Origin of the sequence: Methylocaldum sp. GT1TLB, from assembly GCF_051027445.1 — a bacterium.
GTDB lineage: Bacteria > Pseudomonadota > Gammaproteobacteria > Methylococcales > Methylococcaceae > Methylocaldum.
Window position 1 is genome coordinate 1,841,374 of record NZ_CP194898.1, and the last position, 26,441, is coordinate 1,867,814.

At 61.4% G+C, this 26,441-nt stretch carries 22 protein-coding genes; 9 read left to right on the plus strand and 13 right to left on the minus strand.

Annotated elements, in window-relative coordinates; translation table 11 throughout:
• Positions 1-515 precede the first annotated feature (515 nt).
• The 6 genes from ACR2R1_RS07945 to ACR2R1_RS07970 form a co-directional block, all read right to left on the minus strand.
• On the minus strand, positions 516-1,172 hold the full coding sequence (locus ACR2R1_RS07945; protein ID WP_434113449.1) for a hypothetical protein: 657 nt from the start codon (positions 1,170-1,172) through the stop codon (positions 516-518).
• A 231-nt stretch (positions 1,173-1,403) separates the two neighbouring features.
• Positions 1,404-2,384: a HupE/UreJ family protein gene (locus ACR2R1_RS07950; RefSeq protein ID WP_434113451.1), complete on the minus strand. Its 981-nt coding sequence runs from the start codon at positions 2,382-2,384 to the stop codon at positions 1,404-1,406.
• A gap of 14 nt (positions 2,385-2,398) precedes the next feature.
• Positions 2,399-3,388 (minus strand): peptidylprolyl isomerase, encoded by a 990-nt coding sequence (locus tag ACR2R1_RS07955; RefSeq protein WP_434113453.1) that lies wholly within the window; start codon positions 3,386-3,388, stop codon positions 2,399-2,401.
• A complete protein-coding gene (locus tag ACR2R1_RS07960; protein ID WP_434113455.1) occupies positions 3,358-5,688 on the minus strand; it encodes a DUF3604 domain-containing protein in 2,331 nt (776 codons plus the stop codon). Before ACR2R1_RS07960 ends, ACR2R1_RS07955 begins: the two co-directional genes overlap by 31 nt.
• A 441-nt stretch (positions 5,689-6,129) precedes the next feature.
• Positions 6,130-7,155, minus strand: coding sequence for an isopenicillin N synthase family dioxygenase (locus ACR2R1_RS07965; RefSeq protein ID WP_434113457.1), 1,026 nt, complete (start codon positions 7,153-7,155; stop codon positions 6,130-6,132).
• A 400-nt stretch (positions 7,156-7,555) separates the two neighbouring features.
• A complete protein-coding gene (locus tag ACR2R1_RS07970) occupies positions 7,556-8,731 on the minus strand; it encodes an N-acetylmuramoyl-L-alanine amidase (RefSeq protein WP_077730601.1) in 1,176 nt (391 codons plus the stop codon).
• A 293-nt stretch (positions 8,732-9,024) separates the two neighbouring features.
• Between ACR2R1_RS07970 and ACR2R1_RS07975 the strand changes: the two genes are divergently transcribed.
• The gene (locus tag ACR2R1_RS07975) at positions 9,025-9,936 is read left to right on the plus strand and encodes a carbohydrate kinase family protein (RefSeq protein WP_077730600.1); all 912 of its coding nucleotides are present in this window, start codon (positions 9,025-9,027) and stop codon (positions 9,934-9,936) included.
• 114 nt (positions 9,937-10,050) lie between these two features.
• Positions 10,051-10,593: a MarR family winged helix-turn-helix transcriptional regulator gene (locus ACR2R1_RS07980; protein ID WP_434113459.1), complete on the plus strand. Its 543-nt coding sequence runs from the start codon at positions 10,051-10,053 to the stop codon at positions 10,591-10,593.
• Positions 10,594-10,713: 120 nt separating this feature from the next.
• On the opposite strand, the gene ACR2R1_RS07985 is transcribed toward ACR2R1_RS07980, so the two are convergent.
• Positions 10,714-11,775, minus strand: coding sequence for an AI-2E family transporter (locus tag ACR2R1_RS07985; protein ID WP_434113461.1), 1,062 nt, complete (start codon positions 11,773-11,775; stop codon positions 10,714-10,716).
• Between the two features lie 221 nt (positions 11,776-11,996).
• Between ACR2R1_RS07985 and ACR2R1_RS07990 the strand changes: the two genes are divergently transcribed.
• Positions 11,997-12,743, plus strand: coding sequence for a phosphatase PAP2 family protein (locus ACR2R1_RS07990; RefSeq protein ID WP_434113463.1), 747 nt, complete (start codon positions 11,997-11,999; stop codon positions 12,741-12,743).
• A gap of 100 nt (positions 12,744-12,843) precedes the next feature.
• Positions 12,844-13,611, plus strand: a complete 768-nt coding sequence (locus ACR2R1_RS07995; protein WP_434113465.1) for a PRC-barrel domain-containing protein — start codon at positions 12,844-12,846, stop codon at positions 13,609-13,611.
• A gap of 60 nt (positions 13,612-13,671) precedes the next feature.
• On the opposite strand, the gene ACR2R1_RS08000 is transcribed toward ACR2R1_RS07995, so the two are convergent.
• From ACR2R1_RS08000 to ACR2R1_RS08025, 6 genes are all read right to left on the minus strand, one after another.
• A complete protein-coding gene (locus ACR2R1_RS08000) occupies positions 13,672-16,761 on the minus strand; it encodes an efflux RND transporter permease subunit (protein WP_434114216.1) in 3,090 nt (1,029 codons plus the stop codon).
• Positions 16,761-18,005, minus strand: coding sequence for an efflux RND transporter periplasmic adaptor subunit (locus tag ACR2R1_RS08005; RefSeq protein WP_434113468.1), 1,245 nt, complete (start codon positions 18,003-18,005; stop codon positions 16,761-16,763). Before ACR2R1_RS08005 ends, ACR2R1_RS08000 begins: the two co-directional genes overlap by 1 nt.
• Before the next feature lie 8 nt (positions 18,006-18,013).
• Entirely contained in the window at positions 18,014-18,517 is a 504-nt protein-coding gene (locus tag ACR2R1_RS08010; RefSeq protein ID WP_077730595.1) for a beta/gamma crystallin domain-containing protein, read from the minus strand.
• Between the two features lie 175 nt (positions 18,518-18,692).
• Entirely contained in the window at positions 18,693-19,835 is a 1,143-nt protein-coding gene (locus ACR2R1_RS08015) for a Do family serine endopeptidase (RefSeq protein ID WP_348529950.1), read from the minus strand.
• 145 nt (positions 19,836-19,980) lie between these two features.
• Entirely contained in the window at positions 19,981-20,376 is a 396-nt protein-coding gene (locus tag ACR2R1_RS08020) for a c-type cytochrome (RefSeq protein ID WP_133718174.1), read from the minus strand.
• Positions 20,349-20,885: a c-type cytochrome gene (locus ACR2R1_RS08025; RefSeq protein ID WP_205780781.1), complete on the minus strand. Its 537-nt coding sequence runs from the start codon at positions 20,883-20,885 to the stop codon at positions 20,349-20,351. Before ACR2R1_RS08025 ends, ACR2R1_RS08020 begins: the two co-directional genes overlap by 28 nt.
• Before the next feature lie 192 nt (positions 20,886-21,077).
• On the opposite strand from ACR2R1_RS08025, the gene coxB reads away from it, so the two are divergent.
• The 5 genes from coxB to ACR2R1_RS08050 all read left to right on the plus strand — a co-directional run bounded on the left by coxB (position 21,078) and on the right by ACR2R1_RS08050 (position 26,337).
• Positions 21,078-21,806: a cytochrome c oxidase subunit II gene (coxB, locus tag ACR2R1_RS08030; protein WP_434113473.1), complete on the plus strand. Its 729-nt coding sequence runs from the start codon at positions 21,078-21,080 to the stop codon at positions 21,804-21,806.
• An 87-nt stretch (positions 21,807-21,893) separates the two neighbouring features.
• A complete protein-coding gene (locus ACR2R1_RS08035) occupies positions 21,894-22,193 on the plus strand; it encodes a putative quinol monooxygenase (protein WP_347257519.1) in 300 nt (99 codons plus the stop codon).
• A gap of 150 nt (positions 22,194-22,343) precedes the next feature.
• The gene (locus ACR2R1_RS08040) at positions 22,344-23,441 is read left to right on the plus strand and encodes a sodium:calcium antiporter (RefSeq protein WP_347257518.1); all 1,098 of its coding nucleotides are present in this window, start codon (positions 22,344-22,346) and stop codon (positions 23,439-23,441) included.
• A 10-nt stretch (positions 23,442-23,451) separates the two neighbouring features.
• Positions 23,452-25,974 carry a cbb3-type cytochrome c oxidase subunit I gene (locus ACR2R1_RS08045; RefSeq protein ID WP_434113476.1) on the plus strand — a complete coding sequence of 841 codons (2,523 nt, stop codon included), beginning with the start codon at positions 23,452-23,454 and terminating at the stop codon, positions 25,972-25,974.
• 6 nt (positions 25,975-25,980) lie between these two features.
• On the plus strand, positions 25,981-26,337 hold the full coding sequence (locus tag ACR2R1_RS08050; protein WP_077730591.1) for a hypothetical protein: 357 nt from the start codon (positions 25,981-25,983) through the stop codon (positions 26,335-26,337).
• The last annotated feature ends 104 nt before the right edge of the window (positions 26,338-26,441 follow it).

Genomic DNA, 26,441 nt, shown 5'->3' on the forward strand with positions numbered 1-26,441 from the left:
AGCCCTTGTTGCAAGGGGGATTGCGGCTGATCGGTGGCTGAATCAGCCCGTTACGTCGGGAAGGGATTCCCGACCTACAGGGTGCATGGTCGTAGGTCGGCAATCCTTTGCCGACGAACCCGTTGGCCCAACGAAACCGTTGGGAATGGATTCCCCGACCTACTCGCGAATGCCCGTACAGTCGGTATGAAAATGCTCTAGGCGCGACGACGCCGTGGGGCCGCCCCCACAAGAAGGAGCAACGCCGCCAGGGTGGCCCGTCAGCCGTGCAATCGGGTGCGTAGCGGCTTCACCAAACGGTGAGATCGGTAGAAGGTAGGACGGTCAGAATTTATACGGCTTTTCTACTCCTTCTAAGCGGTCAACAGCCGTTTCTAGGAGAATCGTCCAGATGCGTGGGAGAAGACCTGATGTTGATCGCGTCATTAACGTTAATAGGTATTGTCGTTACCCGTGTTGCAAAATCAATAACGCGTCTTTCGATCCATCGTTCAAGAAAAGCCGCGGACGGCTATCTAAAGAATCTTGCGCCTTCGCCGAAATCGAGAAGCCGCAAAGCCAATCAGCGCTAGGCCCGATGCGATACCGAACAGGCTTACGATTCGTGTCGTCAAGCGTTTTACGCCGGAGTCGGCGCCGACATTGAGCGGGATTCTCAATGTGTCTTGTTCCGGAACGGCATCTGTTCCACCCTTGATCAAGTAGATCGCGTAATACCCATTCGCATCAAGGTCAAAATGCGATTCGATGACACCTTTGGAATAGGTTTTGGCGAGAACCTCCGATATGGTGCGCAGATCCTTGAAGTTTTCAGCATCGCTTTCATCGCCGCCCGTAAACTCCTGTTCGACGATCCGGATGCCGATAGGCATGCTCCTCAGTTCGTTACCCACCAGATCCGCTGTAAAAAACACCTTGCCGGGTGTTGGTATATCTTGGCAGTACGAGCGGAATAACTCTTTCGTTAATCTTGCATCCTGGTTTTCGTCGGACGGCTGGAGATGCACGCTGAAATAGACAGCGAAAAAGTCTGTGGCGGCCAGGCAGCCGATCCGGGCGTTGGTAATCTGCTGCGACGGATTGTCGTTGTAACCTGGGCTGGTGCAAGCGGTCACGAGTGCCGTGCAAACCAATAGCGCATAGAGTCGGAATTCTGGCTGAAAAACTTTCATGTTGCGCCTCGTCAGCCTGCGTCACGGGGTTAGGAGAGCAGGCGGACATGGTAGAAGAACGGACCGCGGTATTCCATAACCGTAATACGCTTGCTGTCCGTTATGCTCCTGCCATGGTTTTGGGGTCGAACACGATATTTTTGTCGGAGAATCATCGACGACAGACAAGGCCGGCTTATCCCGATCGTGATCAGAAATTTTCGTGAAGAAACGATAAGAGACTCAAGAAATCTATACGCCCGCCCAGCTTCGCTCGAGAAGCCAGAACGCGGCGAGGGAACCGATGGCGTAGGCGGGCATCAGCCGCGCAAACGAGTACCGGGCGAGCGGCATTTTCCGCAAGAACCTCCACATGAAGAGCACAAGAACGACGAATGCGATCTGACCGAGTTCGATCCCCACGTTGAAGGCGAATAAGGCCAAGGGAATTTCACCTTCGGGCAGGCCGGCTTCCGACAGCGCCCCGGCGAACCCGAGCCCGTGGAGGAGTCCGAACAGTCCGGCCATGGGCCAGGGATAGGCTCGCAGCAGGCTTTTTTCTCCGGGCCTTGCCAGTTCCACGGCGAGCACGTAGATGCTGAGGGCGATCCCCGCTTCTATCGGCGCGGGCGGAAGCTTGACGAAGCCCAGAACGGCGAGCCCGAGGGTGACGCTGTGTCCCAGCGTAAACGCCGTGATGGTCCAAAGCAGCTTTCTGCCGCCGCCGACCAATAGCGTCAGGCCCAGCACGAAGAGCAAATGGTCGAAACCCGTGAGAATATGCTCGACACCCAGCCTGGCATACGAACCCAACACCGACAGCCTGCTTTCGCGGGCGGGAATCGTAAAACCGGGTTCGTCTCCGGTCAGCACATGGCGCATGGAGCGGCCATCGGCGAGCCGTATCCGGAGGAGAACGTCCGCCCTGCTCGACGGAATGCCCTCGACCTCCACGGATTTGCCCACCAGCCCCTCTGGGCATTGAATCTCCCAGGTCGCTTCGATGCCCGTTCCCGCCTGCTTCACCGCCGGTCTTCCGATACCGTTGCACTCACCGGGGAGCACGGGACGGAGTTCGCTGCCCATGACCCGCATGATGGGCTGTTTCCAGCGTATCTCCACGTGATCCCCGGATGTCTCCTGGAGTTCGAGCAAAGCGGGGGCGAACAAATGCGCCTCGGCCGGGACCGAAAACAGGATCGCCGTCGGCAACAGAAGCCTGGGCCAAAACATGTCGCGCCTTCCCATCATGACTGTCGACCGGGCACGACGATGTCGAACTCGGCCCGAAGCTGCTGCAAACGAAAAGCCAGCCATTCGTCGGCAAGCTTTTCCACAAGACGCCGTCGCACCTGCGTTTTGACTTCCGCCAGAGGGGGTAGATACGGTTGAGTCCGCTCGTGCACGTAAACGAGATGAAAGCCGTAGCGAGAGGGTATCGGACCGCTCCACGCGCCTTCGGGCGCCGTACTGAGAGCTTCCACGAAACGGTACCCGAAACGCCGCGCCAGATCCTTGTTAGTCAGCAAAGGCAGCGACGGCGGTCCGAAAGCCTTGTCGCCCAAGGCGGAAGCCGCTGCCGAAGGGTCGGCGCCCCGCTTCATTCTCTTGAGCAGCGCCCGAGCACGGGCTTCGGTGTCCGAACCGTGCGCCAGTCGGTTCACGGAAACCTGGGTGATGCGCGTCATCGCGGGAACCATGAAGGGTTCCGGATTTTTCTGCAAATACGCTTCCATCATCTCCTCGGTCGGCCGGCGCACCCGCACGGCGGCGCGGATCAGGCGCTTCGCCCCGTCGATCAGGATTCGCCGGACCACGGCGTCGCCGTGGTGGAGACCGAGCCCCTCGGCTTCCGCGGCCAACTCCGCCGGCGACTTGGCCTCCTCCGGGTTCTGCTCCACGAAAGTGGCGATTTGAGCCAGTCGCCGCTCCGCCACCGGCTGTTTGTCGAGCCCCAAACGCAGGGCATATTGGTAAAGCACCTCCTCGTCCACGAGCGTTTCGAGGAGATGCTTGTCCTCTTCCGGCGTCGGCGTTCGCCGGTACGCCTCCGCGAACTCGCGGCGCGCGAGATCCACGCGATACGAGGGAATCACCAGCCGAGCCCGGTCGGGCGGGTCCATTCTTCCTTGCGGTGCGAACGCCGCGAACAGTACCGCTCCGATGATCAGAAAATGCAGTGCCGGCGAGCGAAGAGCTCTGTGACCTAGGGTGTGTACCAGATGGGTGAACTCCATGCCCGCTCCTGTATGGCCGGTTGCACGATGGGGGCCGTCGTCTGGTTGCTGCAACACGACGCTGCGTATTGAGCCTTGAGCTGATCGATTTCGTTGCCCTGTTGCAGCTTTTGGAGATCATCCCTGCACTGTTGCGGGCGCAGCGGATTCAGACCGAAAGCGTTCTGACACCAGAGCGTGCTGTAGCGGCACACGGGTTTTTCGATAACACGGGCGTAGTAAAACGCACGCTCGTCGGGCTTGAACTGTTTGTCTTCCCACACCGCGCACAGCGACTCGGCTCCTCCTCCCCTAAGACTGCAATCGGGGGTGACGCCGGCCTGAGGGAGGTTGGGACGCCCTCTTTCGCCGGCTACCGTGACGACCGACTCGTGCAGCTCGCCTGCCGCGTCATACCACCCCTTGATGATCTGGATCTGCTCCAGCGGCGTCCGGATGAAATCGTCCCACCAAGCCGCCACGATGAACCGCGGGGCTTTGGCACGGGAGGGTCTCGGCGGGAGGTCGCCGCCCATGGGGACTCCGTCGGCATAGCCGGTCGGCACGAAATCCTTGCCGCACATGGATTTGTCGAAGTTCCAGCCTCCGAAGAAGCGCAGGACGATCCGCGTTCCGCTGGTCCCGTAAGTCTCCTTGCGCTTCAGCGCCTCGAAAATGGAGTCGCGCGAATTCTCCTCCGCCCACGCCACGGAGTGGCCGCCCGAACTGTTTTGGATGGTGGAGGGACGCTGCACGGGGACCGCATCGTCGATGCCGAGGTGCCCCGGAAACCTTTCGTTCTCGGGATGCCAGCCCATGGTGCCGTTATGCGAATCCGAGGACGCCACCACGCCCATCTTGAAGGGATTGACCCCCTCGAATTGCTCCTCCGCCAGCTTCAGTCCGTCCTTCCAGACATTGCGGACGAAGGCGCGCTCGTTGAAAGCCGACGGCGGCAATCCTCCCGCCGATCCGCCGCTGGTTCCGACGCCCGAAGCCGCGGATAGGGAGGTCGTGTCCAGCAGCTCGAAATTGCAGAATTCATCCGCCGTGTCGACACCTTCCTTGAAGCGGGGATCCCAACGGCATTCACTACTTCCCTTGTTCTGATAGATCTCCACGAGCGGCTCGAACTTGGCGCGTCGAATCGCATCCTCTTTATTGAACGGAGTGAAAAACATCGGAGGAACGAGCCCCATGCCTCCGCCGAGGTTGGAGTTGTGCGGAATGGTCAGAAACTCGCAGCGAGTCCCACGGCCGTCCGTAACGTTCTGCCCCAAGGTGCAGTCCCGCTCCAGGCCGTTCCAGAGCCGTTCCGGAAGCGGAAACGTGACGAATTGACCGGGCGGGACCGGGAACACCTCCGGATCGTCGGGAACGATGCTGCCCACGTAGCTGGGGGGTTCCCCGACACCGCCGGGGCCGCCGGAAGTCGGACTCTCGTTGGGCCTCACGGCCATGTCGATCGCGGTAATGGGCCGCCTGACCACCCTGTCGTTGCGGAAAAAGACGTTACGATGCCAGTTGGTTCCCAGCGGCGTGGAAGTCACCTCGTAGGCGTTGAACGTGGCGAACGAACACCGGCTGCTCCGGTCGTAGAACTCCTCCGCCGCCGCCTGGTGCTCCTGCCATACCGCGAGTTCCGCCGAATCGCATTCATCCGGGTTGTTCACGCAAAGCGGCATCCGCGTCATCTGGCTCACCGGACCGAGGTTCATCATGGTGAGCTGCGTGAACGCATTGGAGGCGAGTTCCCGCTGGAATTGATTGAACGGCGCGGTGGCCGGAGTCGAAACTTCTCCTCCGAGCGGCTGCCAATAGAATCCGTTGATCATCCGGCAATCCAGTGAGAAACGTCCCTCAGGGTCGGCGGGGTCGGGAGTTCCGAGAAGGTCCTTGCAGATGCCCATCTCGCCGAAGTGCTCCGAATGATCGGTAACGCCGCCCCAATCGATCGGCCGGTCTATGGTGGGCCTGCGCAGATCGTTCGGCAAACCCAGCTCGGGAATCTCGACACCCTGGATTCCGATGATGTTCGGGAGCGTTATCGGGCTTTCGCCCCTGGCGAACGCATAGGCTCCGCGCGGATTGTTGCCGGCCTGTTCGTCGACGAAACGGATGCTCGCGTCGAAAGAGAGGCCGGTATGCAGATGGGTCACGCCGAAAAAGGGTTGGCGCATCGGATCATAGTTGTCGCAACGGGGGCGATAGGCTTCCGGTTCCGTGACCTCGAACGCTTCCCCGACCGTCGGCCAGGCCAAGAGCACCGCGTTCAAGGAAATGGCGAGTGTGACGCGCTTCGACAGAGAGCAGGTTTGCATGTGAAGCTCCTCCATGTATCCGCCGGGTATCCGGCGTTTCCTAGCCGGGTGCAATGGCACCGGATCATCCATGATCGGCTTCCGGAAAAACTCTTCAATCGTGCCGGCGACATTGACACAGAGCGGCAGATCCACCGCGGCAAAGACGTAGGAAGCTTGGCTTGCCTTTTGGTTACTTCGTCCGGCAACGTGAATAGTTAGCCTGTCACGTCGCAAGGGCGCGCGGCTTGCTACGCGAACTGAAAGGAAAAACCCGCCGAATATTCGGCAGTGCCTGTCTAGCCCATTAAAAAAGAAGAATTCGCCCGGGGTCGTGGGCATTATGGGTTGACAATATTTTGCTAGAACATCCGTACATTTGCTGACTCGACCGTGAGGCATTCGGCGCCGGTTGGTTTACAGGAAAAAATGTTCCTCGCATTCACGTCTAGGACGCCATTTTCAAATCACGCTGCCCCCGAGTGCCGGGAAGACTTTGCCGACCTTGTTGAGCAGGTAGTCGCCGTAGGTGCCGGTAAAGGCGTGGACGCTCGATCGGTCCCACCGGGACTCTTGATCGTCCATGACGGGCTCCAAGTCGGGACTCTCGATCCGTTTTACTTCCGCATCGAAATTCGGATCGAAAAAGAAGGGAAAGGACAGCCGGGAGCGACCGGCGGTATTACGGACCCGGTGAGGCGTGGAGCGGTAGCGACCGCCGGTCATTCGATCGAGCATGTCGCCGATGTTGCACACGAAGGTTCCGGGAACAGGCGGGGCCGCGATCCAGCCCGACTTCGACTTCACTTCCAAGCCGCCGGCGTCATCCTGTTTGAGAATGGTCAGCAGACCATAGTCGGTGTGTTCACCCACGCCCCAGCTGGGCGGAGTACCCACGTTCGCCGGCCCTGGCGGATAGTTGAAGATGCGGAACAGGATCAGAGGATCGGCGGTGTAGCGGTCGGCGAAGTAGGACGCTTCCAGCCCCAAGCTGAGCGCAATGCCCTCCATCAAGGTTTGCCCGAGTTGCGTCATCGCCGCCGTATACGCGAGCACCGTTTCACGAAATCGCGGGATGTTGGCGGGGAAGAGGTTGGCGCCATGCAGAGGAACGCCGGCCTGGACTCTCGGATCGTCCGCCCTGAGCTCGGCACCGAAATAGAGACCTTCCTTGAGGTCGGGCCGTCCGGAGGTGAGCTCGCCTCCGACCGGAAAATAGCCGCGCCAGGCTCGGCCGGCCCGTTCCATGAGAAGCTCCTGCTTCGTTTCGAGATCCTGTGCAAAAAATTGCCGGCTGAGCTGCTCCAGTCGATCCTGGAGCGCCTCGTCGACGCCGTGGCCCTTGATGTAGAAAAAGCCCATGTCGAGGCAGGCATGTCTGATCTGCTCCGCCACCGTCTCTTTATCGCCGGTGCCCGCTACCAGGGCGTGAACGTCGATGATAGGAAGATTGGAAACCGATTCGGATCCAGCTTCGGTATGAGTCATGGAAACCTCCCGAGGCGGCTGCCGCAGTTTTTCCGAACACGCGGGTATGCCTCTAATTCTCAAATCGCTTTCAATCCGGAATTCATTTTCGTAGGGTGGGTTAGGCGCACATCAGCACTGACCGATGGCCGATCACCGCGCCTCGCATGCGTCGTAACCCACCGAGCGACCTTCAATCGATGGGTTACGCAGAGCCTGTCCCGAGCGGAGACTAGGGGCTAACCCGCCATCGATGGGTTTCGCTTCGCTCTACCCATCCTACGATGAATATTATCTCGAATGCCGAATGGAATTACGTCGGGAAGGGATTTCCGACCTACTTGAGACACCGTTGTAGGTCGTCAATCCTTTGCCGACGGACACTGCACCCACGACGCGCTACACCAAACCGGAGAATGCTTTAGTTCCCGCTGGCCTTGGTCGGCGCCTTGGCCGAGAAGAACTGCCGAATCCCGTAAAAGATCGCGCGGCAAATCTTCGTCTGATGGGCGGCGTCTGCGAGCTTGCTCTCGCCTTCCGGGTTGGTGATGAATCCGGTCTCGACCAGAATCGACGGGATATCCGGCGATTTCAGCACGACGAATCCCGCCCGCTGGACTTCCGGATGGTGCATGGGGAAGCTCTTCTTCAGTTCCCACAGCACGGCGGATGCGGCTCGCGCGCTCGCCTCGGCGGTGGCGGACTGGGACAGGTCGAGCAGCACTTTCGCCAAGGTGCCGTTCTTGTCCCTCAAGCTCACGCCGCCTATCAAGTCGGCCGCATTTTCCCGTTCCGCCAGCCAGCGCGCGGCCTCGCTGCTGGCCCCGCGCTGGGACAGCGTGAACACCGACATGCCCCGAGCCAGGCCATGCACGTAGGCATCGGCATGCAAGGATATGAACAGGTCGGCCTGCGCCTCGCGGGCTTTCACCAGACGTTCGCGCAGACTGAGAAAACGGTCGTCCTTCCGGATCATCACCGGCTTCATGCCAGGTTCGGCGTAAATCATGTCTTTCAGCTTGCGGGCCATGGACAGCACCACGTCCTTTTCCCGACGGCCGCCCGGACCGACGGCGCCGGTGTCCTTGCCGCCATGACCCGCATCAATCGCGATCACGCGGATCTTGGGCTTCCTGGAACTTCGGCGGACCGGCGCATGTGCTGTCTTCTTCGCGGTTTTGGTCGCGGCACCGGCTTTGGGGGGCTCGGATTCGATCAGTTCGACGATCAGCCGGACTCCCTTTCCGGCGGGGCTGATAAACGCCCTGTGCAAAACCGGGCGCTTCAGGTCGACCGACAATCGAAGCCTTTCCTTGTGAGATGTCGTGCGGATCTTTCCCAAAAAAGGATGCGACGCTGGCGGCTGCTTTACGCTGACTCCGAGCTTGGCATCGGTAATATCCACCAGCAGCCGCCTCGGTTCGGCCCAGCGGATCACCCGGTATTCGGGTTTACCGGTGAATTCAAAAACCAAACGCGCCCGATCCGCCTTATCCGCAGCTCGCAATGCCGTGAGCCGGACCGGTTCGGCCGATACCGACGCTGCGAGGACCATCAGCAAGACGAAACAGCCCGCTCTATCCACAAATCGCGGCATGATTCCGGGAATAGATTTTTTACTAACTCGGCGGGTAGCAGAGATTGTTCTTCGTAACGATTCGAAACGCTCAGGCGTCGGCCGTATCCACAATCAGCCGTGGAGCGCTTCCCGCAGCGGGAGACGTGCAACATACCCGCCCTATTTTTTGATTTCAAAATGTTTGCACGAACCTGTCAACCCGATTTATCGTACTCCCATAGGTAAAACTACTGATTAGCGCGCCTTGCCCGGTAGCCTAGACGGCCGGAACAGGGCGTTCAGCTTTATTTTATTTTGACATCAAAGTAGACATGACCGAATTCACTGTATCACTGAGACCGGTCCTCTTCGGCGAACTGCTGCTCGATCATTTTCCCGATGGCTCGGTTGTGCTGGGGGGGGCTCCGCTGAATGTAGCCTGCCACCTCCGGGGACTGGGCATACAACCCTTGCTGATAAGCCGTATCGGCGAGGACGAGGGTGGAAAACTTGTTCGCGAGGCGCTTCACGACTGGGATCTGGACGAACGGGGCGTGCAAATCGACCCCGAGCGCATGACGGGAGCCGTGCGGGTGCACATCGAGAAGGGGGAACCCGTGTTCCGCATTCAACCCGAGCGGGCCTACGACTTCATCGAAGCGCACGACGTCCCTCAATTTCCGACGGGAGGCGCCATCCTGTACCATGGCACCCTCGCCGTGAGAAATCAGGTCTCGCGCCAGGCGCTCGATTATCTCATCAAACGCCATCGTCCCCCGATATTCCTCGACGTCAATCTCCGTTCGCCCTGGTGGAGCGTCGAGCATTTGTGGACCCTGCTGGAACGGGCGAACTGGATTAAATTGAACGCGCAGGAATTGGACACCGTAACCGATATTTACGGCTTGTCCGGCAAGCTTCCCGAAGAGCGCGCCGAAGCCTTGCGAGCCCTCTGCGACGCGGAATACGTGGCGGTGACCCTGGGCGAATCGGGAGCATTCGCCGTCTGCGCCAACGGAAACACGGCTCGGGTGCGTCCCGACGCGTCGATAAAGGTCGTGGACACCGTCGGCGCGGGAGACGCGTTCAGCGCCGCGCTGCTGGTCGGCTTGATGTGGCGTTGGCCCTTGCAGGACGCGCTGGAACGGGCCCAGGAATTGGCCGGATTCATTTGCGGCGTCAGGGGCGCGGTCAAACGCGATCTGAGCTTTTATCGAAGGCTGCGCGAATCATGGAAGATATAATCCCGAAACGGTAGCCGGACGCGCCCGGCTTCAAAACTATCGTCAACGGCTTCGGACGGCATGTCATCCGCCTGAAGCTGGCCCGCACACTCACCGACTGGCAGGAACAATGGCGTGAAACAGGCTCAACCGCTCACCGGCGCTCCCATGGAAATTCACGAGCAGGTTCTGGTGGAACTCCGGCGCATCGTACAGGCGCTCGATTTGCAATCCAAGCAGTTGCAGAAAGCTGGGCTGACCGGCTCGCAGCTGCTGGTGCTGCGTGCCCTGGAAAAGCGCGGAGCGCTGACCGCCCACCAGCTCAGCCGGGCGGTCAGCCTCAGCCAGGGAACCATCACGTCTATTTTGGACCGCCTGGAACTGAAGGGCCAAATCCGGCGCGAGCGCAGCGCCGAAGACAAGCGGCGCCTGACCATCACCCTCACCGACGCCGGCCGGGAGGCTCTCCGCCACGCGCCCTCGCTGCTACACGTCAACTTCGTGGCCGCCTTCCGGCAATTGAACGACTGGGAGCAAACCCTCATTCTCTCCAGCCTGCAACGGGTCGCCAGCATGATGGACGTATCGGCGAACAAGGCCAAGCCGTCGGCGGATTCGGAGATCGGCGAAGAAGAACGTGCATTGCTTGCCGAAAACAGCAACGAGATCGGATGCTGAACCGAAACATTTTCCGGACAGCGCACGATCGATCCGCGGCTAGCCTCATTCGGATCTGTTCCCCACATGCGTGGGAATGGCCCCTGCGACAGAAATCACAATCGAACCACCCAGCCGCCTTTAGGGCATCTCGACGGATTCTCCCAATACGTCCCTCATATACAGCATCTGCACCAGCACCATAATGACCACCACCAGCGGCGGCGCGAGCAGAAGTCCTAGGATGCCGAAGCTTGCGCCCATGATGAGTTGGGCGGTCAGCAGCAGAGCCGGCGGCAGGGAAACAATCTTCTGTTGGATGAAGGGCGTGATCAGATACCCTTCCAATGCCTGGACCACGAAATAGAGGATGGCTACATAGAGTACCGTCGGGCCGCCCTGGGTGAGACCGACCATCATCGCCGGCACGGCCGCAATCAGCGGCCCGATATTGGGCACGAAATCCAGGGCGGCGGCGACAAGACCCAAAATAAACGCGAACGGCACTCCCAGCGCCATCAGCCCGACGCCGATCAACACCCCCACGGCGAGCATGGCTGCGATTCGCCCGATCAGCCACCAGCGGAGTGCATTCCCCATCCGGTTGAATGCCTCCCAAACCTGTCCTCGGCGCCCCTTGGGAAACAGATGAACCGTGCCGTCGATGTAGGTCTTGGGATCAGCGGCGAAATAAAGCCCCAGCACGATCACGATGAAGAGGCTGCCCAAGGCGCCGAATGCGGTCGAAAAAATCCCGGCGATTTTCGATAGCTGCTCGGGATCTGTGAGGGTACTACCCGCCCTGGATAGCCTATCGATCACCGCGGTTCCCCACGGATATTGCTCGAGCGTGTTCCGTAGCCGGTCCAGCGCCGCCGGCAACTGCTGGAACAACTGGTAAAAACCGTCGGCGATGGCGGGTCCGTACAGCGCCAGGATCAGCACGAGCAAGCCCAGCAGTATCAAGACCACCACCGTCAGCGACCAGTTCATGGACAAAGGCGTATGCCGGGTGATGAACTCGGCAAGCGTGCGGAGGAACAGGGCCAGGAGGAGACTCGCGAAAACCAGCAAAAGAATCTGCGACACCTGCCAAACCGCCAGAAGCAGCGCAATGACGGCCGTACCCGCGACTGCGACGATGAGCGTCCGCTTGGTCAGCAGTCCGCTGGGAGTCCGTGTCTCGCTGGTCTCATGATCCATTATTACGCCCCTTGCCGGCATTCCGGCCTTGCCGTAGAACTCGATCGAGCTGCCGACAGCATATTGCGAGCTCCCCGCCGGTTCGGTCGAATGAAAGGCGCTTTTACGGGGACTTACTAATAAGGACCAAGCGGAAAGTGGAATTATCCCCGCCCCGCCGTGCCGGAGAGTCCATGGAATTGTCCAAATCATGATCATCAATCGAGATACAAGCGTTCGCCATGTCCATGTCTCAACGATTCATCGTCGCGCTCAGGCCGCTGCTCGGCGCCGCGGGATCCGCCGTTGCTCGCGAGTTTCGAACCCTTGTGCTGATTCTCTTAACCGGGGCGGGAATCTGGGGGTTCATCGAACTCGCCGACGAGGTCGCCGAAGGTCAGACGCGCGCCGTCGACACCGCCATCCTGCTGGCCTTGCGGAATCCCGCCGACCCGGCCGACCCGATCGGCCCGCGATGGGTCGAGGAAATGTTCCGGGATTTCACCGCCTTGGGCGGCGTTAGCGTGATCCTATTCATCACGCTGGGCGCGGCGGGCTATCTCGCCCTGTTGCGAAAACACCGGACCGTGCTCCTCTTGGCTATCGCCGTCGGCGGCGGCCTGCTTATCAACACCTTGCTCAAGCTCGGCTTCGACCGCCCCCGCCCCGATCTCGTACCCCATGGCGCATACGTCTACACCGCAAGCTTTCCCAGCGGCCATGCGATGCTGGCTACCGCCACTTATCTGACTCTGGGCGCCCTGCTCGCCCGAGTGCTGCCCGATCGGCGCACCAAGTTTTTCGTGCTGACGATGGCCGTCGTGCTCTGCTTGCTGGTCGGCTTCAGCCGGGTGTACTTGGGCGTCCACTGGCCGTCCGACGTCGCCGCCGGCTGGATGATCGGAGCCGCCTGGGCATTGATCTGGTGGCTGGTGGCCCGCTGGCTGCAAAGAGAACGGATCGTCGAGGAAGCGGAGAACGGGAGCTAAATGCTCGTGCCGAAACTTTCCGCCGTGTTTCGTTACCTAAGAGGCAGCTTCAAATAGTGCGCCGATCCGGCATGTCGGATACCTCGAGTTTGGAGGATTTATGTTGAGAAGCGTCAAGGAAATTGTGGGATATGTACTGGGGGCGAAAGACGGCGACATCGGCCGCTGCGACGATTTTCTGTTCGACGATCGCGATTGGGTGGTTCGCTTCATGGTGGCCAAGACCGCCAAATGGCTGCCCGGACGCAAGGTGGTCGTTTCGCCCGCGTTTCTCGACCAACCGGATTGGACCCACAGGCGTTTGCCCGTGCGTTTGACCAAACAGCAAATCGAAAACTCTCCGCCGCTGGACGAGCACGCCCCGGTATCCCGAGCGTACGAGGCCGAGTACTGGCGACACTACTCGCAGCCCCCTTACACCGGCATCTTGTCGCCCTATGGCTTGGGTCCCGGCGGCTTCGGCGCTTACCCCTGGCCCGGCGGAGTCGTCAACCCGACACCGGCATCTGTGCCCGGGACCGAGATCCGGGAACCGAAAGAAGAGCATTTGCGTTCGGTAGAGGAAGTGACCGGCTACGACATCGCCGCCACCGACCGGGACATCGGCCAAGTGGACGATTTCATCGTGGACGACCAGGCTTGGGCGCTGCGCTATCTGGTGGTCGACACGGGCCATTGGCTGCCGGGACGCAAGGTTCTGGTGGCGACGCCTTGGCTCGGTTCAGTCGATTGGACCGCACAGCGCCTGCATGTCGAACTCGATGCCGAAAGCATCCGCAACGGGCCCGAGTTCGATCCGACAAAACCGGTCAACCGCCGCTACGAGATCGAGATCCACGACTATTATGGTCGTCCGTATTATTGGTGATAGAGCGATCGATGCGGTTCGAAGAGCTCACCGCGTCCTACGATTAAGCGACAACAGGTTTCAGGTCTCCTCACCTTGTTCACCCTTTTCCGATCCGGCCCGCTCGCTGGCGATAACGGTATAAAAGGCCGGCACCACGAATAGCGTGAACAGCGTGCCTATGGCCATGCCGGCGCCCAGCACGAAGCCGATGGCGAAGCGGCTTTCGGCGCCGGGTCCGGACGCGAACCAGAGCGGAATCATGCCGACCAGGGTCGCGATCGTGGTCATCAGGATCGGGCGGAGCCGGATCGCCGCCGCGGTCTCCATCGCCCGGCGGCGGTCCAGCCCCTCGCGCCGCTGGACCTCGTTGGCGAATTCCACCAGGAGAATCCCGTGGCGGATGATGGAGCCGATCAGCGTCAACAGGCCCACCTGGGTGTAGATATTGACGGTGACCACCCCGAGCGCCATAAACAGCAGCGCCCCGGCCAGCGACATGGGCACGCTCACCAGCATGATGGCGGGATCGCGGAAGCTTTCGAACTGCGCGCCAAGGACCAGATAGATCAGGATCACCGACAGGAAAAACGCGGTGACCAGTTCCGCGCCCTCCTGGACGTACTGCCGCGACTGCCCCTTCCAGTCGGTGACATATCCGCCGCCGGGCAAGATTTCGGCCACGGTCGTCCTCAGGAACTCCACCGCTTCGCCGAGCGTCACTCCCGGCGCCGGGACTCCGGACAAGGTGGCCGCGTTGAGCTGGTTGAACCGGGCCAGTTCCCTCGGCTGGATCGTTTGGGTGAGGTGGACAATGGTCGAGGCGGGAATCAGGCTGCCGTTCCGGGCGCGGAGATAATAATTCTCGAGCTGTTCGGGGCGAAGCCGATAGACGCGTTCCACCTGGGGAATGACCCGATAGCTACGGTCACGGACGCTGAAATAATTGACATAGCCGGCGCTCAGCAGCGTGGAAAGATCGCCGCCCAATTGCTGCATGTCGATGCCGAGATCGGCCGCCTTGGCACGGTCGATCTCCACCCGCACCTGGAGCCGGTCGTAATGCAGATCGGTTTCGATGAAGTCGAATTTGCCGCTTTGCCGCGCCCGCTCCAGCACCCGCTGCACCGCATCGTAGAGCGCCTCGGTTTCCTCGGTGGTACCGATGACCCACTGTACCGGGGTTCCGCCGCCGGCGCCCGGCAGCGCGGGCGGCGGAAACACCGCGCTCTGGAGGCCGGCGACGCCGTTCACCCGATCCTGCAATTCGGGCATGATGTCGAATTGGCTCTGCGCCCGCTCCTCCCAGTCCTTCATCGACATGCCGGCGAAAGCCTGATAGGCGCTGCCCACGCCGCCTCCGCCCGGCGCCACGCCGTTGATGACGAACGAATGATCGGTGGCGTCGAAATCCTGAATGATCTCGCCGACCCGGCCGGTCCAGCGTTCCAGGTAGTCGATGGAGACGTTGGGATCGGCGGTGGCCTGCACGATGAGAAAGCCTTGGTCCTCGGTCGGCGCCAGTTCGTCCTCGGCGGCGGTATAGAGAAAAAAGCAGGCGACCAGTACGACGCCTCCGAACAGCAGCACCAACCAGCGCTGCTCCAAAGTGTAATGGAGGAGGCGGCCGTAACGCTCGGCCACCCATCCGAAGCCTGCGTCCACCCGGCGGCTGAGCCCGCGTTTCCCGGTTTCCCGCCTGAGCAGCTTGGAGCACAGCATGAACGACAGGGTCAGGCCGACGACGCCCGAGATCAGCGTCGCCCCGACCACCGTGAAGGCGAACTCGGTGAAGAGATTTCCGGTGAGCCCGGTCATGAAGCCTATGGGCGCATACACCGCCACCACCACGATGTTCATGGCGACGATGGGCGCCGCTAGTTCGCGCCCGCTTTCGAGGGCGGCCTCGAACCTGCTCTTGCCCTCCTCCATGTGGCGGTGGACGTTCTCCACGATGACGATGCCGTCGTCCACCACCATGCCGATGGCAAGGATCAGCGCCAAGAGGGTCAGGAGATTGATGGTGAACCCCATGACCAGGATCAGGAACAGCGAGCCCACCAGCGACAGCGGCATGGCCACGGCGGGCACCAGCGCAGCGCGGGCCGATCCCAGGAACAGGTAGATGACCCCGGTCACGATGCTCAGCGCCTCGGCCAGCGAAACCAGCACCTCGCGCATCGAGTCGCGGATGAAGTCGGTGCTGTCGTAGACGATGACGCCGCGGATGCCCGCGGGCAATTGCCGCTGGATATCGGGAAAGACTTCGCGCACGCGCGCCGCCGTGTCCAGGGTATTGGCCGTGGGCGCCGCTTCCACGGCGATGAACACCCCCGGAACCCCGTCGAAATACACCGAGGTTTCGTACGATTCGGCACCCAGGGACACCTCCGCCACGTCCCGCAACCGGATCAGCGCGCCGTTGTCCTCCCGCACCACCAGCCGCTCGAACTCCTCCACCGAATGCAGGTTGGTCGCGGCATCCAGCGAGATCGAGAGGGTCGCTCCCTTGGTCGCGCCCACCGCCGCGATGAAGTTGTTGGCCTCGAGCGCCGCGCGGACGTCTGTCGGCGTGACCCGGAATGCCGCCATGCGCTTCGGGTCCAGCCAGATGCGCATGGCCACCGTCTGCCCGCCCAGGACCGGCGCCTCCTGAACGCCGACCAGGGTCTCCAGGCGCGGCCGAACGGCGCGGTTGAGATAATCGGTCACCTGGTTGCGTTCCAGCACCTCGCTGTAAAAGGCGATGTACATGGCGGCGGTCGGCTCGCCCGGAGTAACGGTGACGATGGGGTCCTCGCTGCCGGGCGGCAACTGGTTCCGCACTTGGTTGATCTTGGTGATGATCTGGGCCACCGCGGCGTTGGGATCGTAATTGAGCAAAAGCCTCGCCCGGATGGTGCTGGTACCCTGGACGCTGGTGGATTCGAGATAGTCGATGCCCTCGGCGGTGGCGATGGCCTGTTCCAGGGGCGTGGTGATGAATCCTCTGACCAGTTCCGCGTCGGCGCCGAAATAAGGGGTCGAAATGGTGATGACCGAGGAGTAGGTCTCGGGATACTCGCGGACATTGAGGGTTAGAATCGACCGCAATCCCAGCATCAGAATCACCAGGCTGACCACCGAGGCCAGCACCGGCCGCTTGATGAAGAGATCGGTAAAGCCGCCCATCACGGTCCCTTCGGTATGGGGTCGACTTCCGGCAGCACGTCCCGGTCCGAGATGAGCACCCGCGCCCCGTCGCTGAGCTTGAGCTGACCCGATGTGACCACCCGGTCGCCGGGCGCGACGCCCTTCAGGATTTCGACGCGCAAACCCCGGCGCTCGCCGGTGGTGACAAAAACCCGTTGGACCCGATGGATACGCTGGTCCGGAGCCCGAGCGGAAGAAACCGCCGAATCGTCCGGATTTCCGCTATCGTCGGCACCGCCGGCCGGCAGTGCCGGAGCCGCCCCGCCCCCTTCCCGTATCACGAACACGACGTCGCCGTACGGGCTGTAGCTGATCGCCGTGTTGGGAACTGCCAGCACCCGGCGCTCATCGGGAAGCGTCACGACCACGTCGGTGAACATGCCCGGCCGGAGCAGGCGTTCGCGGTTGGGGAGCGTAGCGCGCACGCTGAAATTATGGGTTTCCCGGTCGATCTGCGGGCTGACCGCGCTGATTTCGCCTTCGAAAACCTGATCGGGGTAGGCGTCGACCCGCACCCGGACGGGCAGTCCCGGTCCGATAACGCCGTAATGACGTCCGGGTAAGGTGAAATCCGTGTAGATGGGGGCGATCGACTGCAAATCGACCACGGCCTGTCCGGGTTCAAGATATTGTCCCAGATTGACGTAACGGAGTCCGAGAACCCCGCTGAACGGTGCCTCGATCCGCTTTTTGCCGATCAGGACCCGCTGTTCCCTAACCTGGGCTTCAAAGGTTTCCACCCGGGTCGCCGCCTGCTCCCGTTCGGATTGAGATACGAAGCGCCGCTGCGCCAGTTCGCGGAACCTAGCCAGATCGCGGCGCGCCTGTTCGGCCTCGGCCTCGAGGCGCTCCAGCCGCGCCAGGTCCACATCGGTCTTGAATTGCACCAGGGTCGCGCCCTGCTCCACTTCGGCGCCCGATTCGAACCCGATGGTTTCCACCATGCCCGCCACCTCGGTGGTCACTTGCACCCCGTGCACGGCGACGAGGTTGCCGATGGCGTCCAACTCGGTCCGCCAGATCTCCGGCTCGGCACGGGCTGCCGTCACGGTGACGGGAGGGATCTCGAACGGTTCAGCCGATCCGCGTTTACCGACAATCTGCGACCAGAGCCAATAAGCGACCAACGCCAAGACAGCCAGAACGGCGAGTCCTACCAAGATCCGCCATCGGCCCCCACTGCCGAACGCGCTCTCCGTTTCATGCGCCAAACGCCGTGCCATTCGCCGCATCAGCGGCGCGGCAAACAAGTCACCCGCAACGACTTGATATCTTCGAAAATCCCCAGCCCGCTGCGTCCCCGTCTTTCCCCCAAGTCGGGGATTTGCTGTCCCGGTTCGAACGACAGGCTATGGTCTTCGAAGTCTTCGTCGTCGAAGGCGGTTACCTGGGCGCGCGGTCCGACTATGACGCTTTCCAGGCCGGTCCAGCGGGCGCCGAACGGACCTTTCATGGTGCGCATCTCGACCGGGCCGACGATGTTCAGTTGAATTCCGGTAAAACGGTCGCCCGTGTAGAACTGTACCCAGCAACCGTCGGCGACCCGCTCGGCGCTGAACGATCCGGGCACGATCAGGACCGTCGGCAAAGCGCTGGGCTCCTCCGTAATCGGCGGGCGAGCGTCGGTATCGGGCGCGGAGGGAGGCACGGACTCCCTGGCCGTCACATTCAGGCCCGCCACGGCGGACAGCGCCCCGGCCACAATCCCGAACCGAAGGCGCCTAAATTTCCGCATGCGACGCTCCGATCAGAAAATGAGCATAAGAATCCCGATCACGACCAATAACCCGATCAGGAAGATGATGCCGATCGCGCTGCCCAAGAATCGCAAGATGCTGCCCATGTCCATGTCTCCGCGAGTGAAATAGAGTTTCGTCCATAACCATTGAGACAGCCGCTCCGAGGTTTCCTCACCGCCGCCGGGCCGGTGGTTGGGCTATCCGGGCCGTCGCCGTCCGCTTTTGGCCATTTCGGAGGAAATCCAGCTTGATTTCGGAACCGACTCGAAGCAGGCCGATAATATTGCGCAAGCTGCTGGCATTGGCCACGGGAGCACCATCGACCGCCACCACGACGTCGCCGGGACGCAGCCCCGCTTGGGCGGCAGGCGAATCCGGCTGAACCTGGGCAATCACGGCGCCGCCGCTCCGCTCCAGGCCCAAGGCTTTCGCCGACTCGGGAGTCAAATCCTGGACTCCGATCCCGAGTTGACCTCGCTGAACTTCGCCGTACTGGACGATCTGCTGCATGACGGCTTGGGCGAGATGGCTCGGGATCGCGAAACCGATGCCGACATTGCCCCCGGCCGGGCCGACGATGGCGGTATTGATCCCGACCAGTTCCCCATTCAGGTCGACTAGGGCGCCGCCGGAATTGCCGGGATTGATCGAGGCGTCGGTCTGGATGAAGTCTTCGTAGCCTTCGATGCCCAAACCGGAACGACCCAGCGCGCTGACGATGCCGGAAGTCACGGTTTGGCTCAAGCCGAAAGGACTGCCGATAGCCACCACGAAATCTCCGACCCGCAAGGATTGCGAGTCGCCGAACCGCAGAGCCGTAAGGTTTTTCTCGTCGATTTTGACGACCGCCACGTCGGTCTCGGAATCGGCGCCCACCACCGTAGCCTCGAAATCCCTTCCGTCCTGCAGGGTCACGGTCACTTGGTCGGCATTGGCGATGACGTGGTGGTTGGTGAGGATAAGCCCGTTTTCGGCGTTCACGATCACGCCGGAGCCGAGGCTCTGCTGTTGCCGTTGGCGCGGCGGCATGTTCGGCAAGTCGAAGAACCGTCTGAAAAACGGATCGTTGAACAGCGGATTCTCCTGCACGTTCACCGTCGAGGTCGTCGAAATATTGACCACGGCGGGCAATACGGCTTCCAGCATGGGCGCCAGAGTCGGCCTGCCGCTTTGTCCTATGGCGGCGCCGGGATTGGACGCCTGGTAGGCCGCTGCCGGCGCTTGCGCAAGTCGCGGTGCCGGCACGGGCTCGCATCCCGCCGACATCATGATCAGAACGGCGCCAAGAGCGCAAAGTCGGCCAAGCCGTTCCATGGAGTTCCTCCCGCAGTGTGCTTCTCGAGTCGCGACGTCACTTTTTAGGTCGTTCGATACCGTAAAAGTTCTCGGGCGGATTTTCTCTCTTCCGCCTGCGCGTGCATCCTCGATTATCGAGCATGAGCGCCGACCGCCTGCGGGATCATTTCAGGCTGAAGAGATACGCCGCCATGTCCCATGCGTCATGCTCGGTCACACCCAAGTCGGGCATGGCCGTGCCGGGCGATATCCGCTGCGGGTCCCGAAGCCACAGAACCAGGTCGTCCGGAGTGTTGGGCAGAACGCCGGCGATGTAGATGCGATTGGCCCAAGCGGTCAGGGGCGGCCCGGCCAAACCCTTGGCGCCGACGATGCCGGGAATGATGTGACAGGTCGCGCAGGCATATTGCTGCAAGGCGATCCGCCCCCGGGCCGGGTCTCCGCCGGTGACGAACAAGGGCTGATCGGCGCGGCCGCAGGCATTCAGAAGAGCCAGTGCCGCGAAGAGTCCGCCCGCTCCTTTGATTCTTCTTATCGCCCGCCGGTCTTTCGATCCCATTCCGCGTACTCCTTCGGGGAAAACTCCGGCAACCGTTCTACGAACGCCACCACCGCCCACAGCTCCTCCTCGTCGAGGCGATACTGCCAGGCGGGCATGCCGGTCATGCGGATTCCGTTGGCGACCACCCAATAGATGTATTCGGCCGATTTTTCGCGCGCCGTTTGTGCCAGATTGTTGGGCAGCGGCAGCATCCCCTTGCCGGCATCGTCGGGAGGCACACCCGGCGCGCCATGGCATTGCGCGCATTTGTCCCGGTAAATGCGGAAGCCGCGTTCCGCCAGGAGGGGATCGTCCAGGGGCGGCGCCGCGATGCCGCCGAGGCGGGCCGAGACCGACCGATCCAATGCGAAATCCAGCATCTCGTAAACCGGCCAAGTGTGTTGATAAATGGCAGCGACGTTGTACACGCCGGTGAGAACGACGATGGCCGCGCCCAATACTCCGAATCCACCCAGGATGACGAGAGTGATGAGCGCATGGATCAGAAACTTTCGGGAAGGTGCCATGGTCTCTTGTGAGTACGCTCCAAAATTCGAGAGAACGGCGCCAGCCTAACGGCTCGATATTCGGCCAGGGGAGTGACCGATGACCATCGGGAATGGAACGTCTTCCGACGCTATAGCATTTTCGACTCTCCGCATTGCGGTTAGTGCCGGCTGTCGATGCGTTCGGCCGGACGGCCCGCGTTCCGGCTTACCATGACCGCCCGTCTTGGTTCGGCCTTGCTCCTGGCAACGCTGCCGGCATCTGCCGGCGCCGGCCTTCAATCCGCCATCGATCCGCATTCGCCGACCGCATCCGAAATTGATGCCATCGGCTGGCTGCTGTACTGGGGAGCCGCGGTCATTTTCGTTTTGGTCATGGCGCTGACTGTTTATTCGATGTCCGGATCGGAACGCGCCGGCCGCTTGCTGGGCCATCGCCGAGCAGTCCTTATCGGCGGCCTCGCGTTTCCCGTGGTCCTGTTGTCCGCGCTCTTGGTCTATACGCTGAGAATCGCCGGGGATATCGTCACCCCGTCGGAACCTCCGGCCCTGCGGATCGAGGTCGTCGGCGAGAAGTTTTGGTGGCGGGTGAATTACCTGACCGAGGCGGACCATGTCGATGTCGCCACCGCCAACGAGATCCACCTTCCGGCCGGTCGGCTCGTGGAATTCAGACTGCGCACCGCCGATGTCATCCATAGTTTCTGGCTGCCCAACCTGGCCGGAAAAGTCGACATGATTCCCGGCCGTATCACCACGCTGCGTATCCGCCCCGACCGGCCGGGCGTGTGGCGCGGGCAGTGCGCCGAGTATTGCGGCGCCCAGCACGCCAATATGGCCTTCCTGGCGGTGGTCGAAACGCCGGAGGATTTCGATGCCTGGCTTACCGCCCAGCGTCAGCCCGCGCGTCCGCCGGCGGCTTATTCGGAGAACCGGAGATGAACGCGGTTCCGGGATTGTCGAACATCTCCGTCCGCAGCGTCCCTGAAATCATGGATCGCAACCGGCACTCCGATAAAGGAGCGAAACATGGCAAGCAAACCCGTGACGGTTATCGTTCGAATCGTAGCCAAACCCGGCATGGAGGCGCAGGTCAAGCGGGAGCTCATGAACCTCCTCGCCCCGACCCGCTCGGAAAAAGGCTGCATGAATTATGACATGCACCAGGCTGCCGATGACGATTCGCGTTTTCTCTTCCATGAGAACTGGGTGTGCGAGGAGGACCTCAGAAGGCATCTCGACGCGCCACATATCAGACATTGGATTACGCTGGCCGAAACGCTGTTGGCCGAGCCGATGGAGCTTACTCTCTGGCACAAGGTTGGTTAGATGCGCCGCTCGGTGTATGCGACGGCAGCACCGCCGGTACCGCTTTACGGAGGACAGCGCAAGAGCTGAATCTTCGAGTGGATTTCACGGATGCCGGCCGCGGCGCTTCCACGCGCATCGGCCGACGGCTTATTTGGAGAACCCGAGCTGATGCCTTTCGATTTCAAGAATTATTCGCTCTGGCTCAACATCGTGATGTTCGCGGTTTCGGCAGGCATCGTCTGGATTGCCGGCACCAAGGTCTCGCACTATGCCGATGCCATCGCCGAGCATACCGGCATCGGCCATGCAGCAGCCGGATTGATCCTTTTGGGCGGCATCACTTCGCTGCCCGAGGTCGCGGTCACGGTCGCCTCGTCCGCCGCCGGCAATGCGCCGCTGGCAGTGAACAACATCCTCGGCAGTCTCGCGATCAACGTCGTCATCCTGGCGCTGGCCGACGCCGTCATCGGGCGGGACGCTCTGACTTCGGTCATTCCCGATCCGGTCGTGATCTTGCAAGGGGCACTGGGCGTACTGCTGCTCGCTCTGGTGTCCGCGGCCGTGATCGTGGGCGACACGGCGTTCCTCGGCATCGGCGGTTGGGCATGGAGCATTCTCCTTTTTTATTTCGGGGCCATCTGGATGCTCGCCAAATCTCAGGGCCGCTTTCCCTGGCGGCCGGACGGGCTGGGCTGGCATCAACGACGCGCTCCGAAGCGTCCCCATCAGGGACTTGAGGGACAGCACAGAGGACATCCGGCCCAACGCGACGAAACGGAGGAGGAACCCGAACGTCCGTTTGGAAAAATTCTCGGCAAGACGGTGCTTGCCGGTTTGGCGATTCTGGTGGCGGGCTATGCGCTATCGCGTTCCGGTGAAACCCTCGCCGAGCAGAGCGGGCTGGGCTCGAGCTTCTTCGGCGCCGTTTTTGTCGGCTTTTCGACCTCCTTGCCGGAAGTCAGCACCGTACTGGCGGCGATGCACCTAGGGCGTTATCTGATGGCGGTTTCCGATATCTTCGGCACCAATCTGTTCAACGTCGGCATGATTTTTTTGATCGATGCCGTCTATCCGGACGGCCCGGTGCTGAACCAGGTGGGACGGTTTTCATCTTTCGCGGCCCTTTTAGGGATTGTCGTGACGACGCTGTACATCGCCGGTTTGGTCGAGCGCCGGGATCGGACGATCCTGCGCATGGGCTACGACTCGCTGGCCGTGCTCTTGATTTATCTCGGCGGGATATTCCTGCTGTATCGATTGCGCTGAGGAGACATGGATGGACCGGAATCAGGAATTTCCGAACCCTGTGCCCCGCCCGGACGAAGAGCTTTCCCTGCTCAAAAAGATTTGGCGGCCACCATCGGGCTGGAACTTCATCACCGTCGTCAACAACGAGTACATCGGCATCTTCTACGTCGGCACGGCCTTTCTGTTCTTCTTGCTGGCCGGCGTGCTGGCGCTCCTGATGCGCACCCAGCTCGCGGTGCCGGAAAACGATCTTCTGGGGCAGGACACCTATAACCAGATCTTCACGATGCACGGCACCATCATGATGTTCCTGTTCGCCGTGCCGGCGGTGGAAGCGCTGGGAGTTCTCATCCTGCCCAACATGCAGGCGGCGCGCGACCTGCCCTTCCCGCGGCTGTCGGCCTATGCCTTCTGGGCTTATTTCGCGGGTGGGCTGGCGTTCTTCTGCAGCCTGTTTTTCGACTTGGCGCCCAAGGGCGGCTGGTTCATGTATCCGCCGCTGACCAGTTATCAATTCTCGCCCGGCGACAACTCCGATTTCTGGCTGCTCGGCATCGGCTTCATCGAAATCACGGCCATCGCTGCGGCCATCGAGATCGTGGTAGGGGTGCTGCTCAACCGCGCGCCCGGCATGAGCCTCGATAAGATGCCGATCTATTGCTGGGCCATGCTGGTGTTCGCCGGGATGATCATGGTCGCCTTCCCGGCGGTGATCCTCTGCACCGCGCTTCTGGAGCTGGAGCGCAGCTTCGAGTGGCCGTTCTTCGTGGCCGAGAAGGGCGGCGATCCTCTGCTCTGGCAACATCTCTTCTGGTTTTTCGGTCACCCGGAGGTCTACATCATCTTCCTACCGGCCGCGGGAATCGTCTCGATGATCATACCCACCATGGTGCGCAAGCACTTGGTAGGATACCGATTGGTGGTGCTGGCCCTGGTGGGCACGGGTTTCCTGAGCTTCGCCCTGTGGGTGCACCATATGTTCGCCGTGGGACTGCCGCAGATTTCCATGAGCTATTTCTCGGCGGCCAGCATGGCGGTGTCGGTTCCGAGCGGCATACAGGTGTTCGCCTGGATCGCCACCATTGCGGCCGGACGCTTGAAACTCACGGTGCCGGCGCTGTTCACCCTGGCTTTTTTGTTCATTTTCGTGCTGGGCGGGCTGACCGGGGTGATGGTGGCGATCGTGCCCTTCGACTGGCAGGTGCACGACACCTATTTCGTGGTGGCGCATCTGCACTACGTGTTGTTCGGCGGCATGGTGTTCCCGCTGTTCGGCGTGTTCTATTACTGGGCGCCCTATGCGAGCACGAAGCCTCTCTCGGAAAAACTGGGCCGCTGGGTGTGCGGATTGATGTTCATCGGCTTCAACACGGCGTTCTTCCCGATGCACATCACCGGGCTGCTGGGTATGCCGCGGCGGGTCTATACCTATTCGGCGGAAGTCGGCTGGGACACCCTCAACCTGATCTCGACTTTCGGCGCTTTCCTCATCGGTGCCGGCGTTCTGGTGTTCCTGGTCGATCTCATTCGCAACTTCCGACCCTTCCGTCCGGAAAAGGCGGGCAACGTCTGGGATGCAGGCACCCTCGAATGGCTGCCCGGCGGCGATTACGCCATGCGCAGCATTCCCATCGTCGAAAGCCGCGAGCCGCTTTGGGATCAGCCGAATCTGGCGGAGGACGTCGAGGCCGGCCGCTATTACCTGCCGGGCGCGCCTACCGGCGCGCGCGAGACCGTCGTCACCAGTCCCATCGATGCCCGGCCTCTGTACATTTTGCAGATGCCGGCAGGGAGCTGGTTCCCGGTGTTGGCGGCCTTCGGAACGGCGGCGTTCTTTCTGCTCCTGACGGTGAAGGTAGTGGTGCCTGCACTGTTCTTCGGCGTGTTCGCCATCGCCATGATCATCCGGTGGGCATGGGAAACCGACCCCGGCCCCAGCCACCCTCCCGTGGACATCGGCGGCGGCATCAAGCTGCCGGTCTACGTGACCGGCCCCATGTCGCATTCCCGGTGGGCCATGGTCGTGCTGATGATAGTCTCGGCCTCCCTCTTCGCCTGCCTGATCTTCTCGTATTATTTCCTGTGGACCGTAGCGCCGGGGTTCTGGCCCAAGGGCGGAGAATCGCTGCCGGAAGTGGCTTATCCGCTCGCGGCGGGAGGCCTTTCGGCATTCAGCAGTGCTGCCATCGCCTACGCCAGTCATGCATTGAAATCGAATCGGTCTTGGACGGTGCGCCTCGCCCTGCTCTTAGCCGTACCGCTGCTCGTCGGTGCCCTGGTGCCTGAGTTGTGGGGCCAATGGCAGATAGGCCTGCGGCCGACCGATTCCGGCTATGCCGCGATCGTTTATACCGTCATCTCGATTCAGGGATTTTTCGTTACCGTGGTGGTCATCATGGGCCTCTATACCTTCGCCCGCTCGGTGTGCGGACTCATAAACCGCGAACGCAGGGCCACTTTCGACAACACCATGCTGTTCTGGCATTACACGGTCGTTCAGGGCCTGATTGCATTAGCCGTGGTCCATCTGTCTCCGCGCTTCCTGGGGTGAACCGCCATGGCTGCCGCACTCCACTTCGTCACAAACACGCTTCGGATGCTCTCGGGCGTCTTGATCTGGGGTGCCCATTTCGGGGTTGTCTACATCGCCACTGCCCTGGTGTGTGCCCGGGGGGTTCAGAATTTAAGCTGGCTCGGGGTGGGCATCGTTGCATGGATGGTCACCATTGCTACGGTGATGGCGATCGCGGGGATTCTGATCATACTTGTCCCCGCCTGGCGGAATCTTCACCGGCACCGCCCGCAGTCCGCGACACCCGCTTTCATCGACTGGATGACCGTCTCCTTCGGGGGGCTGGCACTGCTGGCGATCGTATGGGTAACGTTTCCGGTAATGCTGGTGCCGATATGTTAGCCCTGATTTCCAGCACCCGTTCGTCTGCAATCCATCGGCGTGCTTGGCAGCCACGAAGCGGACGACCCAATACGCGTGGAATTGGTCCCCTACCGGCACTTTGC